This window comes from Duganella sp. OV510 (genome assembly GCF_900100205.1).
Taxonomy (GTDB): domain Bacteria; phylum Pseudomonadota; class Gammaproteobacteria; order Burkholderiales; family Burkholderiaceae_D; genus Rugamonas.
Map to the genome: position 1 here is coordinate 369,278 of NZ_FNEQ01000001.1, position 17,094 is coordinate 386,371.

At 62.5% G+C, this 17,094-nt stretch carries 14 protein-coding genes; 4 read left to right on the forward strand and 10 right to left on the reverse strand.

What is annotated here, in order from left to right:
- Positions 1-9: 9 nt before the first annotated feature.
- Entirely contained in the window at positions 10-438 is a 429-nt protein-coding gene (locus BLS51_RS01780; RefSeq protein ID WP_090179268.1) for a hypothetical protein, read from the forward strand.
- Here the strand turns inward: BLS51_RS01780 and BLS51_RS01785 are convergent.
- The 7 genes from BLS51_RS01785 to BLS51_RS01815 form a co-directional block, all read right to left on the reverse strand.
- Positions 435-1,493 (reverse strand): AI-2E family transporter, encoded by a 1,059-nt coding sequence (locus tag BLS51_RS01785; protein WP_090179264.1) that lies wholly within the window; start codon positions 1,491-1,493, stop codon positions 435-437. The two genes, BLS51_RS01780 and BLS51_RS01785, sit on opposite strands and share 4 nt — an antisense overlap.
- A 4-nt stretch (positions 1,494-1,497) precedes the next feature.
- Positions 1,498-2,034 carry a peptide deformylase gene (def, locus tag BLS51_RS01790; RefSeq protein ID WP_090179261.1) on the reverse strand — a complete coding sequence of 179 codons (537 nt, stop codon included), beginning with the start codon at positions 2,032-2,034 and terminating at the stop codon, positions 1,498-1,500.
- Complete coding sequence (gene galU, locus BLS51_RS01795; RefSeq protein ID WP_090179258.1) at positions 2,031-2,930, reverse strand: UTP--glucose-1-phosphate uridylyltransferase GalU; 900 nt, start codon at positions 2,928-2,930, stop codon at positions 2,031-2,033. Before galU ends, def begins: the two co-directional genes overlap by 4 nt.
- Before the next feature lie 2 nt (positions 2,931-2,932).
- Entirely contained in the window at positions 2,933-5,281 is a 2,349-nt protein-coding gene (gene ligA / locus BLS51_RS01800; RefSeq protein WP_090179254.1) for an NAD-dependent DNA ligase LigA, read from the reverse strand.
- A gap of 11 nt (positions 5,282-5,292) precedes the next feature.
- Positions 5,293-6,474: a cell division protein ZipA C-terminal FtsZ-binding domain-containing protein gene (locus BLS51_RS01805; RefSeq protein WP_090179251.1), complete on the reverse strand. Its 1,182-nt coding sequence runs from the start codon at positions 6,472-6,474 to the stop codon at positions 5,293-5,295.
- On the reverse strand, positions 6,471-9,998 hold the full coding sequence (gene smc / locus BLS51_RS01810; RefSeq protein WP_090179248.1) for a chromosome segregation protein SMC: 3,528 nt from the start codon (positions 9,996-9,998) through the stop codon (positions 6,471-6,473). The genes BLS51_RS01805 and smc overlap by 4 nt, the downstream gene beginning before the upstream one ends.
- Before the next feature lie 91 nt (positions 9,999-10,089).
- A complete protein-coding gene (locus tag BLS51_RS01815; protein WP_090179245.1) occupies positions 10,090-10,716 on the reverse strand; it encodes a phosphatase PAP2 family protein in 627 nt (208 codons plus the stop codon).
- 105 nt (positions 10,717-10,821) lie between these two features.
- On the opposite strand from BLS51_RS01815, the gene BLS51_RS01820 reads away from it, so the two are divergent.
- On the forward strand, positions 10,822-11,421 hold the full coding sequence (locus BLS51_RS01820) for a glutathione S-transferase family protein (protein WP_090179242.1): 600 nt from the start codon (positions 10,822-10,824) through the stop codon (positions 11,419-11,421).
- Here the strand turns inward: BLS51_RS01820 and BLS51_RS01825 are convergent, their stop codons facing one another.
- Complete coding sequence (locus BLS51_RS01825) at positions 11,422-12,297, reverse strand: LysR family transcriptional regulator (protein ID WP_090179239.1); 876 nt, start codon at positions 12,295-12,297, stop codon at positions 11,422-11,424.
- Positions 12,298-12,396: 99 nt separating this feature from the next.
- Between BLS51_RS01825 and BLS51_RS01830 the strand changes: the two genes are divergently transcribed.
- Positions 12,397-13,020 (forward strand): LysE family translocator, encoded by a 624-nt coding sequence (locus BLS51_RS01830; protein ID WP_090179236.1) that lies wholly within the window; start codon positions 12,397-12,399, stop codon positions 13,018-13,020.
- Between the two features lie 125 nt (positions 13,021-13,145).
- Here BLS51_RS01830 and BLS51_RS01835 read toward each other — a convergent pair whose 3' ends face one another.
- Complete coding sequence (locus tag BLS51_RS01835) at positions 13,146-15,518, reverse strand: DUF1631 family protein (RefSeq protein ID WP_090179233.1); 2,373 nt, start codon at positions 15,516-15,518, stop codon at positions 13,146-13,148.
- 227 nt (positions 15,519-15,745) lie between these two features.
- On the opposite strand from BLS51_RS01835, the gene BLS51_RS01840 reads away from it, so the two are divergent.
- The gene (locus BLS51_RS01840; RefSeq protein ID WP_090179228.1) at positions 15,746-15,943 is read left to right on the forward strand and encodes a hypothetical protein; all 198 of its coding nucleotides are present in this window, start codon (positions 15,746-15,748) and stop codon (positions 15,941-15,943) included.
- A 50-nt stretch (positions 15,944-15,993) separates the two neighbouring features.
- Here the strand turns inward: BLS51_RS01840 and BLS51_RS01845 are convergent, their stop codons facing one another.
- Entirely contained in the window at positions 15,994-16,989 is a 996-nt protein-coding gene (locus BLS51_RS01845; protein ID WP_090179224.1) for a cytochrome-c peroxidase, read from the reverse strand.
- Between the last annotated feature and the right edge of the window lie 105 nt (positions 16,990-17,094).

Consider the following 17,094-nt stretch of genomic DNA (forward strand, 5'->3'; position numbering starts at 1 on the left):
AATCGGTGGATGAACAAGCCTCTGCCCTTCCAGATTCGCAAAGAGTGCCCGCCGGGTGCTTGCGTATGCGGCCGCGATGAACTGCTGGACGCGTGGGAGCAAGCGCCGGATGGCACCGACATCCGCGTGCTGCAACTCACGCGCGAGGAAGAAAAGAAGCTGATCGCCGCCATCGAAGCCATCGGCAGCTATGAAGATCTGGGCCGCATCAAGCGCAGGCTGCGCGAGCTGCTGGGCATTACGCTCAGCATCACGCCATCGGCACGCGGCGTCAGCACGGTGATGGGCTTGTCGATCAGATTGGACGAGCAACCGGGCCTGTGCCGCAAGACGCACGAGGCGCTACCGGCCGCCGTGCGCCGCTGCTTCCGCAACAAGCCGGACATCGTCTATGCGCTGCTGAATGCACGCGACCTGCTGCGCGAAGAAGACCTCTAGTCGGCGTGAAACTCGCTGGCCGTCGTGAACAGGTCCCAGGCGGCGATGAACAGCGCGGCAACCACCGGACCGATGACGAAGCCATTCAGGCCAAACAGCGCCATGCCGCCAACCGTCGACAGCAGCACCACATAGTCGGGCATCTTGGTATCCTGGCCAACCAGGATCGGGCGCAGGAAGTTGTCCACCAGGCCGATGACGAATACACCGAACAGCGCAAGGGAAATGCCTTGCCATACCGCTCCCGTCGCCAGGAAATACACCGCTACCGGCGCCCAGACGATGGCGGCGCCCACCGCCGGCAGCAACGACAGGAAGGCCATCAGCACGCCCCACAATACCGGCGCACGCACGTCCAGGAACCAGAACGCCAGGCAACCCAATGCGCCTTGCGCGATGGCGACCAGGATGTTGCCCTTGACGGTGGCGCGGATCACGGTGGTGAAATTCTGGAACAGGCGCTGCTTGTACTTGCGGCTCAGCGGCACCGCCTCGCGGATGCGTCTGGCCAGCTTGTCGCCGTCGCGCAGCAGGAAGAACAACAGGTACAGCAGAATGCACAGGCTGGTCAGGAAATCGAAGGTGTACAAGCCGGCGTTGATGGCACGCTTGGCGACCTCCTGGCTGACTTGCGACGCGGCTTCCGTCAGCTTGTCCTGCAAATAGGACAGGCTGGTCAGATGGAAACGGTCCAGCAGCGACACCATCCAGTTGGGCAGCGCTGCCATGACCTTGTTGAAGAACATGCCGACTGTGATCTCGCCCGAACGCACCAGCTCCACCACCGACGCCGCCTGGTTGACGATGGAGATCGACACCAGCGTCAGTGGCAGGATGACGATCACCACAATCAGCAACAGCGTCAGCATGGAAGCCAGGCCCGCGCGGTTACGCGTCCGCTGCAGCAGCCAGCGGTAGACCGGCGCGAACAGAATGGCCAGCACCACGCCCCAGAAAATCGCGCCGCCATACGGCGCCAGTATCCAGCCGAACGCAATGGTGACGAGCGCCAGCAGCGCCAGGAACATCTTTTGTTGGAACGAGAATTGGAGCATAGGGTCAGTCGTCGTCGTTGGGATCGAGGCCGGGGAACATCACTTCGGTGAAACCAAATTTGGAGAAGTCCTTGATGCGCATCGGGTACAGCTTGCCCAGCAAGTGGTCCACTTCGTGCTGCACCACGCGCGCGTGGAAGCCGTCCACTTCGCGGCGGATCGGCTGATTGTGTTCATCCACGCCTTCATAGCGCAGCTTGACGTAGCGCGGCACGCTGCCGCGCAGGCCAGGCACCGACAGGCAGCCTTCGAAGCCCTCTTCCATTTCGTCCGACAAGGGCGTCAGCACGGGATTGATCAACACCGTTTCCGGCACCTGCGGCGCGTCCGGATAGCGCAGGTTCTGCTTGAAGCCGAAGATCACCAGTTGCAGGTTGACGCCGATCTGCGGCGCCGCCAGCCCGGCGCCATTGGCCGCGTGCATGGTATCGAACATGTCGGCGATCAGCTGCTTCATGGCCGGCGTGTCGAATTCGGTCACCGGTTCGGCGATGCGCAGCAGGCGCGGATCGCCCATCTTCAGGATTTCACGAACAGTCATGGCGCATCTCCTTTGGTCTGGCACTGGATCTCGCGCAGGAACTCGCAGAAGTCATCGCCGGTTTCGGCGTGCTTGAGGCCCATCGCGGTGGTAGCTTTCAGGTAGCCCAGCTTGGAGCCGCAATCGTAGCGCGTGCCGTCATAGCGATACGCCAGCACGCGTTCGTCCTTCATCAGCTCGGCGATGCCGTCGGTCAGCTGGATCTCGCCGCCGGCGCCCTTGCCGATGTTCTCCAGGTAGCTGAAGATGCGGCCCGACAGCACATAACGCCCCACCACCGCCAGCGTGGACGGCGCCACCTCGGGCGACGGTTTCTCGACGATGCCATGCACCAGGTCCAGCTTGGGCTGATAGTTGCTGGAGCTGACGATGCCGTATTGGCGTGTCGCCGCGCGCGGTACTTCCTGCACCGCCAGAATGCTGGAGCGCTCGTAGGCATACAGGTCGGTCATCTGCGCCAGCACCGGCTTGACGCCGTCGGCAGTGTCCATGAAGTCGTCTGCCAGCAGCACGGCGAACGGCTCTTCGCCAACCACCGGGCGGGCGCACAGCACCGCGTGGCCAAGGCCCAGCGGCGCCGACTGGCGGATATAGATGCAATTGATATGCTTGGGGATGACGTTCTGCACCAGCTCCAGCAGTTGCTGCTTGTTGGCCGCTTCCAGTTCCGACTCCAGCTCGTAGGCGGTGTCGAAATGGTCTTCGATGGCGCGCTTGTTACGGCCGGTGATGAACACCATTTCGGTGATGCCGGCGGCGACCGCCTCCTCCACCGCATACTGGATCAGCGGCTTGTCGACGATGGGCAGCATTTCTTTCGGTTGCGCCTTGGTCGCTGGCAGGAAGCGGCTGCCAAGACCGGCAACCGGGAATACGGCTTTTCTGATTTTTGACATGGTTATTTCTGCGATAGGAGGGCCAGCAGGCCGGCTTCGTCGAGGACGGTCACTTCCAGTTCCTGCGCTTTGGCCAGCTTGCTGCCGGCATCGGCGCCGGCAACCAGATAATGCGTCTTCTTCGAGACGGAACCGGACACCTTGCCACCTTCCGCCTCGATCAGCGCGGCGGCCTGGTCGCGGCCCATGGTCGGCAGCGTGCCGGTCAGCACAAAGGTTTTGCCAGTCAGGTGGCCTTCGCTGGAGACGCTTTCCGGCAGTTGCGCCAGCAGGTCTTCGCGCAGCAGGTGCAGCGCCTTGACCTTGGCGCGGTTGTCCGGCTGCGCCATCCAGCTCTCCACCGACTCCGCCACCGTAGCAGGCAGGCCGAAGACATTGAACACGTTGAGGTAAGCCAGCGCCTCCAGCGTCACGCCCTCTTCCACCAGCTGCTTGCTGCGTGGTTCGGTCAGTTTAGGGATTGCCAACGCGGCCATCAGCTTGACCGGATCGAGTTTTTCACGCAGCTTGGCGCTTGGCGCATGCTCGCCTTTCGGCGCCACGCCGGCCGCCAGCAGCGCGTCGATGGCTTGCTGGTTCTTGGGTTCGGCGAAGAAGTCGGCGATCGATTCCGCCACCGTGCCACCGATGTCCGGCAGCACGCGCAGCAGCGCGGCCGGCACGCGGCGCACCAGTTCAAAGCGGCCCAGCCATTCGGCCAGCGTCTTGGCGGTGGATTCGCCGACGTGACGGATGCCGAGCGCGAACAGCAAGCGCTCCAGCGGCGGGTTCTTGCTGGCGGCGATCGCTTCCAGCAGGTTGTCCGCCCACTTGGTGGCGATCTTGCCCTTGGCGACCGTCTCCGGCGTCGCAGTCGGATCAAGCGCGTCGCGTTCATCCGCCAGCCGCTTCATGTCCAGCAGGTCTTCCAGCTTCAGCGCATACAGGTCGGCCACGCGCTGCACCTTGCCCCATTCGACCAGGCTGTCGATATAGCGGTCGCCCAGGCCTTCGATGTCCATCATGCGGCGGCCGGCGAAGTGGCGGATGGCTTCCTTGCGCTGCGCGGAGCAGAACAGGCCGCCGGAGCAGCGCGCAATCGCCTCGCCCTCTTCACGCACCACGTGCGAACCGCATACCGGGCATTCCTTCGGCAGTTCGTAGGCGACCGTTGAATCGGGACGGCGCTCCAGCACCACCGACAGCACTTCCGGGATCACGTCGCCGGCGCGGCGCACGATGACAGTGTCGCCAACGCGCACGTCCTTGCGGCGTACCTCATCTTCATTGTGCAGCGTGGCGTTGGTGACGTTGACGCCACCGACGAACACGGAAGCCAGCCGCGCCACCGGCGTGATGGCGCCGGTGCGGCCCACCTGCACTTCAATCGCCTGCACCACGGTCAGCGCCTCCTCCGCCGGGAATTTGTGCGCCAGCGCGAAACGCGGCGCGCGCGAAACGAAGCCCAGCGTGCGCTGGTCTTCCAGGCGGTTGGCCTTGTACACCACGCCGTCGATTTCGTAGGGCATGGCCGGACGGGCATCGCCTATCCGCTTGTAGTAAGCCATCAGGCCATCGTAGCCGCGCACCACCGAGGCTTCCTTGGCCACTGGCAGGCCAAGCGTGCGATACCAGTCCAGCAGCGCCGAGTGCGACGGCGGCATCTCAGCGCCTTCCAGCGCGCCAATGCCATAGGCGAAGAAGCTCAGCTTGCGCGATGCGGTGATGCGCGAGTCCAGCTGGCGCAGGCTGCCCGCCGCCGCGTTGCGCGGGTTAACGAACTCCTTCTGGCCTGCTTCGCGCTGGCGCGCATTCATCGACTCGAAATCCTTCTTGAACATCAGCACCTCGCCGCGCACGTCGAGGATGGCCGGTGGATTGTCGGTCTTCAGGCGCAGCGGAATGCTGCGGATGGTACGGATGTTGGTGGTGACGTCCTCGCCGGTGTAGCCGTCGCCGCGCGTGGCGGCTTCGGTCAGCACGCCGTGGATGTAGCGCAGGTTGATCGCCAGGCCGTCGTATTTGACTTCGGCGGCGTATTCCACCAGCGCGGCGGTGTCCAGGCCTTCGCGCACGCGTCGGTCGAAGTTCTCGATGTCCTCGTCGGTGAAGCCATTGTTCAGCGACAGCATTGGCACCGTATGGCTGACTTGCTCGAACTGTGGCAGCGGCGCCGCGCCGACACGCCTGGTCGGCGAGTCCGGCAGCGCCAGCTCCGGATGTGACGCTTCGAGCTTTTGCAGCGCGATAAACAGCTTGTCGTACTCGGCGTCCGGGATGGTGGGCGCGTCTTCGACGTGATAGGCGTGCAAATGCCGGTTCAGCTCCGCGCTGAGTTGCTCGATGCGCGTTTTGAAATCTACTTCTGACATTGCCAACCTTCTCAGCTGAACAGACGCAGCGCGCGGGTGGAGCCAGCCGGGATGTCGGCGTCATTCATCTCGGTGTAGAAATCCTGCACCTGGCTGGCGATCTCGGTCAACGCCGCATCCGACAGCGGCTGGTTGTAATCGTCAACGATGGTCGCGTCCAGGCGCGCCACCAGCGATTTCGCGCAAGCCACCATCGCGCCGAAGCCGTCGCGCGCCGGCGCCACGCATGGCACGTCCAGCAGCAGCGTCAGGCGGGCCGTGGTTTCCTCGGCCGGCGTCACGTTGGTCGACAGCGAGAACAGGAAGCCGCCTTCGCCGTCCGGCATGACAAAGCGGCCGTCCGGACGCACATCGAAGCCCTGCTTCTCCAGCGCGCCGATCAGCGTGTTGATTGCCCACGGTGCGCCGTTCGATTGCAGATTGACGCCCAGTTGCGCGTCATGTCCGGCAACGAAGCGATGCAGGTTGCGCGCCTCGGCCATCACCTCGATCATGTCCGGAATCGCCGGCTCGGCGCCGATTTCATCGGCCATCGCGCGCAGGCGCGTCACCAGTTCGGAGTATTCCAGCTCGTTCAGCGCGGTGCTGCGGCTGGCCAGCTGCACGCCGCCTTGCAGTTCGGTATAGACGCCGCCATGGGCGATCGGTTCCCAGTCGCCACTGACTGCCTTGCCGATGTAGTGCACCGGCTTGTTGCCGACCATGCGCAGGGTTTGCAGCACCGGCAGCAGCTTGTCGCCGCGCGCCGGGGCTTCCAGCGCCAGCGGCAGCAGGCAGTCGATCAGCGGATCGACCAGTGCTGTGGCCTGTTCCGCTGCCACCGCTGAAGCGGCATTGGCGCGTGCGGCCAGTTCGGCATCGCTGGCGGGCTGGCCGGCGACATCGTCGGTGGTGAATTCAGCGGCTACCGCGCCCAATGCCGCAGCAGCGGCGGAAGCTTCGCCGCCGGCCACGCCAGGCGCCGCGCTATCGAGCGAGAAACTCGGTTCCTGACGGACGTGCGGCGCGACCGGGTCCACGCCCGGTGCCAGCTGCGGTTCTTCGCCGCTGCGCATCAGCACATCGTCATGGTCGGTTGCGAAAGCGCGTTCGACGCTTTTCTTGGCCTTGTATTCCTGGATCTTGTTGTACGTGAAGACACCGGCGACAAACACGCCGGCGGCTGCGATTAAACTGAGTTGGAGATCTGTCATGCTGCTTGTGCCTCGGTAGCGAAGTTTGCGGCGGATTCCATATCCACCGCCACGATGCGCGATACACCCTGCTCTTGCATCGTCACACCGATCAGTTGATTGGCCATCTCCATCGCAATCTTGTTGTGCGAGATGAAGAGGAATTGTGTATGTTCGGACATGCGCTTGACCATGCGGCAGAATCGTTCGGTATTGGCGTCGTCCAGTGGCGCGTCCACCTCGTCCAGCAGGCAGAATGGCGCCGGATTCAGGCGGAACATGGAGAACACCAGCGCGGTGGCGGTCAGCGCTTTCTCGCCACCGGATAGCAGGTGGATGGTGGCGTTCTTCTTGCCCGGCGGCTGGGCCATCACCTGCACGCCGGAGTCGAGGATTTCGTCGCCGGTCATGATCAGCTTCGCCTGGCCGCCGCCGAACAGGATCGGGAACAGCTCGGAGAAGTGGCCGTTGACACGGTCGAAGGTATCCTGCAGCAGATCGCGCGTTTCCTTGTCGATCTTGGTGATGGCGTCTTCCAGCGTATTGATGGCTTCCGTCAGATCCGCGTTTTGCGAATCGAGGAAGTTCTTGCGCTCGGACGCAGTGGCCAGTTCGTCCAGCGCCGCCAGGTTGACGGCGCCCAGCATCGAAATGGCGTTGGTCAGGCGCGTCACCTCGCCTTGCAGGTAGGACGCCTTCATGTCCGGGTGCAGCTTCTCGGCCAGCGCCGCCTCGTCGGCCTGCACTTCGGCCAGCTGGGCGGCAAACTGTTCCTGATTCAAGCGCGCGGCCTGCTCCTTCAGCTGCATTTCCATGATCTTGTCGCGTTGCGGTTGCAACGCGCGCTCGGTCGACATGCGGCCTTCCTCGAACATGCGCAGCTGCTGCGCGATCTGATCGAGTTCGTGGCGCGCATCGGACAGCGCTTTTTCCTGGTCGGTGCGGCGGTCCAGCAGGTCCTGCAAGCCTTCGTTGGCCGTGCCCTGCTCCAGGCTTTCCAGTTCCATGCGGCCGGCCTCCATGCTTTCCGTCACCTGCGCCACCTGTGCGGTGGCGGTGGCAATAGTGCGGCGGAATTCCTCGATCTTGCTACGCTGCGTTTTTTCTGCGAACTGCACTTCCTGTGCGGCGCGTTCGAGGTCGCGCAGCGCTTCGCGCGCATCGGCCAGGCGCTGTTCCTTTTGCATGAATTCGGTCTGACCGTCTTCGTGCGTGCCTTGCAGCTCGCCCAGCTCCATGTCCAGCTGCTCGAACTTTTCCTCGGACTCCAGCTTGATCTGGGTCTGTTCCTCTTCCTGCGCGGTGATTTCGGACAGGTCGGTTTCGATCTGCGTGCTGCGCTGAGTGAAGCGCGCCTCGATCTCCGACAGCTTGACCACTTCCAGTTGCAGTGTGTGCACCGACTGCTGCAGGCTTTGCAGCTTGGCGCGGTACTCGGTCAGGCGGCGCGTCAGGTCGGTCACTGCGGCTTCCGCGCGCACCGAGCGCGAACGCGCTTCATCGGCCAGCATCTGCTGCGCGCGCAGCTGCTTGGTGATGTTGTCGATTTCCTGCTGACGCCCCAGCATGCCGTCCTGCTCCGAATCGGCGGCGTAGAAACGCACGCTGCCCTGCGTGACGATATGGCCCTGGCGCGTGATGATGCTGCCGCCTGCCGGCAATTTGGCGCGCTCATTGAACGCTACGGCGGTGTCTTCAGCGATGTAGACGTTGTGCAGCCAGTCCTGTAACAGCCCGCGCAGACCCGGATCGTTAATCTTCAGCAGATTCAGGAAAGGCTTCAGGCCCGGCGCTTCCACCGGCGCCGGCGGCACGGCGGTCGACGGCGCATACAGCGCCAGCTTGGCCGGCGGTGCATCGCTGAAGAAGGCCTTGGCCCACTCGATGTTCGACATCTGCAATGCCGACGTGCGCTCGCGCAGCACAGATTCCAGCGCCGGCTCCCAGCCGGTTTCGATATTCAGCTTTTGCCACAGGCGCGGCAGCGATTCCAGTTCATGCTTCTGCAACCACGGCGTGACCTTGCCCTGCGTTTGCACGCGTTCCTGCAACTGGCGCAGCGCGTTCAGGCGCGCTTCCAGCTGCGCGTTGGCGGCGGTTTCGGTATTCACCTGCTGCTGCGCTTCGTGCCGCTCCTGCTCCAGCTTCGGTTGCTGTTCCAGTGCTTCTTCCAGCACAAAGCTCTGCTCTTCCAGCGCCTGCTGCTTTTCTTCCAGTTGCAGGCGCAGGTTGGATAGATGCGCGCTATCCGGCAGCGCCAGGCCGGTCTTTTCCTGCATCAGGCGCTCGCGCCGCACGGCCAGGCCGTTGAGGATGTTGCTGGCATTGCGCTGGTGCGCGGATTCCAGCTCCAGCTGCTGCTGCGCCTGCATGATGCGGGAGCGCGATTCAGTACTCCTGGTCTGCGCTTCTTTCCAGGCCTGTTCCAGCATCGGCAGCGACTCGGCCTTTTGCTCAGCCATCATCTGCGCTTCCTCGACCTTGGCGCCCAGTTCTTCCAGCGAGAATTCCGCTTCCTCGATCTGCTCGCCGGTTTCGCTGGCCTGACGCTGCCATTGATCGCGCTGCGCGGTCAGCGCCGCCAGTTGCGCCTGCAAGCGGCCACGCGACTCGACCACGAACTTGATCTGTGCCTCCAGGCTGCCGATTTCCGCATTGGTCTGGTACAGCGCGCCCTGTGCCGAATGCAGGCGGTCGCCGGCGGCAAAGTGCGACTGGCGCATCTGCTCCAGCGACAGCTCGACATTGCGTAGCTTGGCGGTCTGCTCTTCCAGATCGTTCTGTGCCTGCTCGACTTCACGGAAGTATTTTTTCTGCTCGTTCTCGGCTTCGATCTTGCGCAGCAGCCAAAGCAGCTTTTGCTTTTCTTCCTGGTCGGCTTGCAGCTGGTGGAACTTGGTCGCCACCGCAGCCTGTCCTTCCAGCTTCTCCAGGTTGGAATTCAGTTCGCGCAGGATGTCTTCCACGCGCAGCAGGTTTTCGCGCGTGTCGTGCAGGCGGTTTTCGGTTTCGCGACGGCGTTCCTTGTACTTCGATACGCCAGCGGCCTCCTCCAGGAACACGCGCAACTCTTCCGGCCGCGATTCGATAATCCGCGAAATCATGCCCTGGCCGATGATCGCATAGGCGCGCGGACCGAGGCCGGTGCCGAGGAAGATGTCCTGGATGTCGCGCCGGCGCACCGGCTGGCCGTTGATGTAATAGGTAGAGGTGCCGTCGCGCGTCAGCGTGCGCTTGACGGCGATCTCGGCATACTGGCCCCACTGGCCCGCCGCCTTGCCCGCATTGTTATCAAACACCAGCTCCACCGACGAGCGCCCAGCCGGCTTGCGGTGGGTAGAGCCGTTGAAGATCACGTCCTGCATGGACTCGCCGCGCAGTTCCGAAGCCTTGGATTCGCCCAGCACCCAGCGGACGGCGTCGATGATGTTCGACTTGCCGCAGCCGTTGGGACCCACCACGCCAACCAACTGACCCGGTACCTGGAAATTGGTGGGATCAACGAAAGACTTAAATCCCGACAATTTGATGGAGGATAGACGCACGTTGTTATCTAGGTGTTTGGGCTGGAAAATTTCACAATAATACCATTTTGCGCATCATATCAGGCCGAAAAAGGATAGTGCTACACCGTTGTCAGCGCACCTGCGGTTTGGGCGCGCGCCACATGGCGCGGGTGTAGGGATGATCGCGGCCGGACAGGTAGGTTGCCACCTTGGCGATCCACATCTCCGCCGGAATCGGCTGCACGCGCGGCGCCACCAGCAGCACAGGCAGGCATAGCGCCACCAATACCCGGCTCAGCGCCATCTGGCGTTCGGCGTTGGCGTACCAGATGAAGGCGGCGGCCACCAGCAGGCCGAGTATGCAGCCGGTCCAGGCTTCGGACGGCGAGTGGGCCTCGGTATGGATGCGCGACATGGCAATCAGCACCGACAGCAACACGCCAGCGGTACTGCCCAGTATCTGCGCCAGCGGCGGCAACGAGCGGGTAAGGAGGAAGGCGGCCACTGGATAAACGGCGGCGGCACGCATAGCATGGCCGCTGAAACCGGCAAATTCCACCGACTCGATGCCGATCGCCCAACCCATGAAAGCCAGCTTGGTCAGTACCACCAGCGCCATGCCGCCGCCGAACAGCAGCGCCCAAGTCCAGGTCAGCCGCCAGGACTTGCCAGCCAGCAGCCAAACTGCGATGGCGACACCTATTGGTCCGGTCACCGCCAGACTGCCCGCCACACTTAACCAATGCCACCAAAACATCGTGCTCTCCTATTTCACCGTATGACAATATTTTAGCCTCTATTGCAGCGCAACAAAAGTTAAGTACGCGTTAAAGTACATACAATTAAACCGAATGTTTTGAAAATGATCATACTTGGCAAGTCCACCTCCATCAATGTCCGCAAAGTGCTGTGGACCTGCGTCGAAATCGGCCTGCAGTATCAGCTGGAGCCATCTAGCGGGACCGATGTGCAGCAGCGCAATCCCAACGCCATGGTGCCAGTGCTGATCGACGATGGCCATGTGCTGTGGGAATCGAATACGATCTGCCGCTACCTCGCCGGCAAGCATGGCCGCCACGACTTGTTGCCGGCGGCGCCGATGGCACGTGCGCAGGTTGAAAAGTGGATGGACTGGCAGGCCACTGAATTGAACAGCGCATGGCGCTACGCCTTCCTGGCGCTGGTGCGGCGCAGCGAGACGCATGCCGATCCGGCAGCGGTCAATGCCAGCATCCAGCAGTGGAACCGCCTGATGGCGCTACTCGATGCGCAACTGGCGCAGACCGGCGCGTGGGTGGCCGGCGACATTTTCACGCTGGCCGATATCGTGCTGGGCCTGTCGTTCAATCGCTGGACGTCCACGCCAATGGCAAGGCCGCAACTGCCGTCGCTGGCGGCCTGGGCCGCGCGGTTGGGTGAGCGCGCCGGCTGGCTGCAACACGGCGCCAACGGTACGCCCTGATCAGGACAGGCCGAAATGCTCGACGACAAAGTCGACAAAGCTGCGCTGCTTCGGCGTGGCCTGCCGTCCACGCGGGTAAATCAGATGCAGCGGCCGCAGCGGCGGCAGATAGTCGGACAGCAGCGGCACCAGGCGGCCGTCGGCGATTTCTTCAGCGACGACGATTTCGGCCAGCATGGCCAGGCCGAAGCCGTTCAGCGCCATCTGCTTCAGCGCCTGGCCATTGTTGGAGCGGAAGCGGCTAGGCTGCGGCGCGGCCTGGGCGTCCAGTTTCCAGCGCACCACGCGCCGCCAATGCAGGAAATCCAGGCATTGATGCCGCGCCAGGTCGGCGGGTGTCGCTGGCGCGCCGTATTGGGCCAGGTAGGCTGGCGCGGCGCAGATCACCATGCCGTACGGCTTCAGCGGGCGGGCAATCATGCTGGAATCCTCCAGCCGGCCGATGCGGATAGCCGCGTCCAGCCCTTCCTCCACCACATCAGAAATGCGTTCGCTGAGTTCCAGGTCGACACTGACCTCCGGATGGGCGGCCATGTAAATCGGCAGCCTGGGTGCCAGCAAGGCGCTGCCGAAGGCCACCGGAGCGCTGATCCGCAGATTGCCGCGCGCGCCGCTACGCATGGCCAGCGCGCCCGATTCAGCGCTTTGCACGTGCGCCAGTATCTGGCGGCATTGCTCACAGTATTGCTCGCCGATCTCGGTCAGGCTCTGACGGCGCGTGGTACGGTTCAGCAGACGCGCGCCCAGCCGCTGCTCCAGTTCGGCAATGTGCTTGCCGACCATGACCACCGAGAGGTCGAAGGCCCTGGCCGCCGCCGTAAAGCTGCCGGCGTCGGCGACACCGACAAACACTTCCATGCTGCGCAATTTATCCATGATTGTGAATCACTGGTTAAAAATATTATAAATAATAAAGCATTTATGTTTAACCAGTTTAAAACGATACTCGGTTTTTAATTCGACGGAGTGCGCAAGATGAGTTTTTCGACCTGGCTGCTGTTTCTCTCCGTATCGCTGGCTGCGGCTTTTAGTCCGGGACCAGGCGTGCTGATGGCGATTTCCACCGCGTCCAGCCAGGGCGCGCGGCGGGCTTTTTATAGCTCGGCGGGTAATGCGTTGGGCGTATTCATTGTTGCCACCACGGCGGTGACCGGACTGGGGCTGCTGCTGAAGGCGTCGGAGCTGGCATTCGGGCTGCTGAAGCTGGCCGGTGCGGCCTATCTGGTGTATCTCGGCATCAAGGCCTGGCGCGGCGCAGGGCAGCAGACGGCGCAAGCAGCATCGCGCCCGGTGGAGGAAAGCCGCTTCAGCACCTTCCGTGCGGGACTGCTGGTGGCGATCAGCAATCCCAAGGCGATTCTGTTCTTTACTGCGGTATTCCCGCAATTTATGCCGCATGACCACATTGATCCGCTGCGCTTTATGCTGCTGACTACGACCTTTACCGCCTGCACACTGCTGTCGCATTTCTTTTACGTCAGTTGCGCGGCCTGGCTGAAGCGCAATGTGGCAACCAGTGCCCGCCGCCGTCGCCTCGCTGGCCGCAGTACGGCAGTAGTGTTCATCGGCATGGGCGGCGCGCTGCTGACTGTGCGCTGAGGTAATCGGCACGGCGCCGCGCTGCTGGCTGTGCGCTGAGGAAATCGGCATGGTGCCGCGCTGCTGGATCTGCGCTGAGGTAATCGGCACAGCGCCGCGCTGTTTGACCTTCCGCCGAACAGCGTTCAGCCAGCGGCCGGCTGATTGGTGCCGGCATCGCTGTGCGCGCCGCGCGAAAGCGCCTGCGATAGCGCGACAGCCACCACGCCCTCTGCGTGCAGCACCTGCGCACTGCCAGCGCGCAAGCGGCGCAGCAACTCGTCGCCGGACAGCGAAAATGCTTCCTGCCGGGCTGCCGTGGAAAAAATATACAGCGTGCGCCGTGGACTGATCCACGCCAGCTTGACCTTGCGGCTCCCGCCATCTGCTTCCTCGAACGCTAGCCACATGCCCCGCGTCAGGCTGTCGACCTCGACGGCGGCCTCATCGCCCTCTTCCGCCACCGGCGCGATGGCAGCTGCCTGCGCCTGCAATGCAAGCCTGCGCTCGGCGGCCTGACGGGCGACCTGCATGGCAATCTCGACCTGACGCTCGGCAGACATTTCAATCGGCGCGCGGACGATGGACGCGTGGCATTCCGCCAGCTCGGCAAAAAACCGTAAGCGGTCGGCATCCTGCCACTTGATGACATCCAGCCACTTGTTCAGCGCGGACAGCATGCCCGGCAGCCGGGCGATCAGTTGCTTCCGGTCGTCGGCGCTGAACTTGGGCCGCACGCTCCAGATCAGGTCGTCCATGGTTTTGGTGGCGTTGTTGACGGCGCCGGGCTTGTCGTCTTCCACGCTATAGGCAATGGTCAGCACCGACACCCAGCGCTGCTCAAGAAAAGCTTCGATAATCGCGATCACTTCGCCGGTGCCGATGCGCAGGGCGACGGCGTTTTTTGCCAGCTTGTTCGATTCCGCCACTTTTTCCTGCTTGAGCGCGGCGGCAATCGGGGCGGCAATGGCGGCTGCTGCGGCTTTTTCTTCCGCCTGGATCTGGGCCTCCAGTTCGTTGACGGCTTCCGTGAAGACGGTCATTTCATTGTCGTAATCGCGGCCCACACGATCGACGCTGCGCTGCATCGCCTGAAATAGCGGGTCATCCGGGCCTTTGCGCTGCTCCCAGCCCATGCGCGACAGCAGTTCCAGCAGGCGGCGGGCCGGATGGGCTTCCTGGAAGAAGAAATTCTTGTCGACCAGCGCGGCCTTCAGGACCGGGATTTGCAGGAAACGGATCAGCTCGCGAGTTTCAGGTGAAATGCTCTGGTCGCGAAATACGGTGTCGAACACGGCTGACAGCAGGTCAATGGTGGATTCATCGGCACGTGACAGGCTGCCTTCCGGCATGGCTTGCTTGAGGTTGGGCAGGTAGAACACATTGCCGCCTCCCGCCACCGCTGCCAGGCTGCCGATGGATTCGTAGGGGACGGCTTTTTGCAGTTCGGCGAGATAGGTCAGCAAGGGCTGCCTGGCGTGCAGCTGGGCTTGGCGCTGAGCGTCCTCGTTGCTGATCGCCGCACTGCTGAAGCCGCGCGCCGGACCTTGCGGCCAGCTGGCCTGCGCTGCCACGGCGGCGGCGCCGACTACTTGGCCATGCGTTGTCTGACCGGCATTCGGCGCCCAATTATTCCCCGCCGCCAGCGCTGATGCCGGCAAGTCGGGTATCGACAGGTCGACACCGCCGTCGGCGCCCAGCATGCCGCTGGCGATGCCGTCAACGATCTCCCCGGCCGCCGATCCGGCCACATCGCTGGATGCAAAAAATTGCCGCAACTGCTGCGCCAGCACCTGCTGATTCGGCCTGGGTCGCGCGGCGGCGCCACCATCCGCCTTGCGCCGCTGATAGCCATCCACCGATCCCGGCAGCACGCCCTTGCTCTGCAAAGCCAAACTCAAGGCCTCCAGCATCGGCGCCAGTTCGATAAACATGCCAGGCTTGAGCCAGGGCTGCAATAACCCGTTCGACTCCTCCTCCGGATCGAACTCCAGCCACGCTTGCTGCAACGCCGCCAGGAATACCGCCGGCCGGAAGGGATTCTGGCTCATCCGCAATATATCCCGCTCCAGCAGGAACGCCAGCCGCACATTCAAGGTCTGCAAGGCATCGGCATACAAACTCTCGAATGGCTTGCTGGCACCGCCGAGCGCAACCTTGTTGTCCATCTCCTCCAGCGACACCAGCGACAAAGCCTGCACCGGCGCGCGCGTGGCGGGCTTGGCGGTGGGCGCTAATTCGGCAATCTCGCGCCGCAGCGCTTTTCCCAGCGCGCTGGTCGCCAGATGCAGGAACGCGAAATTGCGGTTGCGCAGCAGATTACCGGCACGAATGCGCTGCTGGATCAACCGCGTGTCGCCATCGGTGGCGTCGATCAATGCGCCTGCCAACTTGTTGGCCAACTCCAGGTATTGATCCCCTGCATGCCTGACCGCAATACCAATCAACTCCTCCAGCAAGGCATGACGCGACGACACCGTCTTCTTCTGCGTGGCTATGGTTGTCGAAGTTGCACTCATGAAAAGATCTGCTCCGATTGATCAACTTATTGTGACACGCTTCCACAAAGCAATCATGATTTTCAGCGCGGCCCAACAAGCTTATCTCCTACAAGCCACAAGGAGGAACTCCGATAGCGATCAGAAGCGCCAGAACGCATCATGACGTCACCGGAAACGCCTCAGCTACCCAACAGCCGGGACGATTCTGGCGAGTACGTTCTTTTTTATTTTACAAAGGAATCAAAATGAACTCGAACCAAAAAGGCAGCAGCAGCAATCAGGGCTCCAAACAGGGCTCGAACCAAGGTAGCAGCAAACAATCGGGCAGCGCAGGCTCGTCCAGCGGATCGCGTAGCGGCGGCACGCAAGGCGGCACCCATGAGCAACACGTCGAAGCTGGTCGTCAAAGCCACAAAAACGACAAGCAATCCGGCAACCGCTAAGTAGCACATCAGCGGTAAATGCGGCGCCGCGCGCGCCGCATCATTCACCTTCAGTTGAACGGCACCGGCCGCGGTGTCTCGTCACTCGATGGCGGCAGTATCGGCAGCACCAGCTGCGGCTGCTTGCCCGTCAGCGTTTTCAGGAAGGCAACCAGCTTGCGGTTTTCTTCACTGTCAAATTGTCGTCCCAGCTGCAAACGTCCCATCACATCCACCGCCTGCTTCAACGTGGCCGCCTCACCATCGTGGAAGTACGGATAGGTCAGCTCGACATTGCGCAAGGTCGGCACCTTGAAGTTGAAACGGTCGCTATCCTTGCCGGTCACCGCTGAACGCCCTTCGGCCACGCTGGTCGCCTTGTAAGGCTCGACAATCCCCATTTTCTGGAACGAATTCCCGCCCACCGCCGGGCCATTGTGACAGGCCACGCACCCACTGGACTTGAATAGCTGGTAGCCCGCCAGTTCATCCCTGGTCAGCGCGTTCTTTTTGCCTTTCAGCCATTGGTCAAACCGCGAGTCCGGCGTTACCAGCACTTCCTCGAAGGCGGCGATGGCGCGCGTGACCTGGTCGATATTGATCTCGTCTTTCTTGAAGACTTTCTTGAACTCCGCGCGATAGGCGGGAATCGATGCCAGCACACCGATCGCCAGTTCGTGACTGAACGCCATCTCGCCCGGGTTGGCAATCGGGCCGCCAGCCTGCTCCTTCAGATCCTTGGCGCGGCCATCCCAGAACTGCGCCAGATTCATGCTGGAATTCAGCACCGTCGGTGAATTGATCGGACCTTTTTGCCAGCGATCGCCAATCGACGACTTGATGTTGTCGGTGCCACCCATGCTCAGGTTGTGGCAGCTATTGCAGGAAATAAAGCCGGAACGCGACAGGCGCGGGTCAAAGAACAGCTTCTTGCCCAATTCGACCATGGCCGGGTTGCTCACTTTGGCGGGCGGAATTGGCTGTATCGGTTCGCCGGCAACAGCGCTGCCGACGGCGGCCACCCAGGCGAGCGCCAGGATGGAAAGGGGGACGAATTGACTGCGCATGATAGAAACTCCCATTGTAAATCGCTGCACAAAACCCACACCGGCTGTTCCACCAGCACAGTGTTGATTTATCGTAACGTTTACCGGGAGTTGATGAATATGCCC